The 255-nt window shown below is 59.2% G+C and carries 1 protein-coding gene; it reads left to right on the top strand.

All coding sequences use genetic code 11. The annotated features are described in order from the left end of the window. The coding region (locus QWY27_RS15310) for a tripartite tricarboxylate transporter permease (RefSeq protein ID WP_290199295.1) at nucleotides 1-255 on the top strand (255 nt) is incomplete at both ends.

The following is a 255-nucleotide window of genomic DNA, read 5'->3' as shown; positions in this document are numbered from 1 at the left end:
TATGTGCTACCTCCGATCGCAGGTTTGATCATGCTGGCCGGTATTTATTACGGTACACAATACGGTGGCTCCACCACGGCTATTTTGGTGAATCTGCCGGGAGAAACCTCCGCGGTGGTCACGGTGCCCGACGGCCATGCTATGGCAAAAAATGGCCGTGCCGGCGCTGCCCTCTCAATCGCGGCACTTGGTTCTTTCTTCGCAGGGAGCGTGGCCACCCTGCTGATCGCAGCGTTCGCGCCCCCACTGGCTGAA

Source organism: Zwartia vadi (assembly GCF_030410375.1).
Taxonomy (GTDB): domain Bacteria; phylum Pseudomonadota; class Gammaproteobacteria; order Burkholderiales; family Burkholderiaceae_B; genus Zwartia; species Zwartia vadi.
This window is presented reverse-complemented; position numbering and strand designations above follow the sequence as displayed.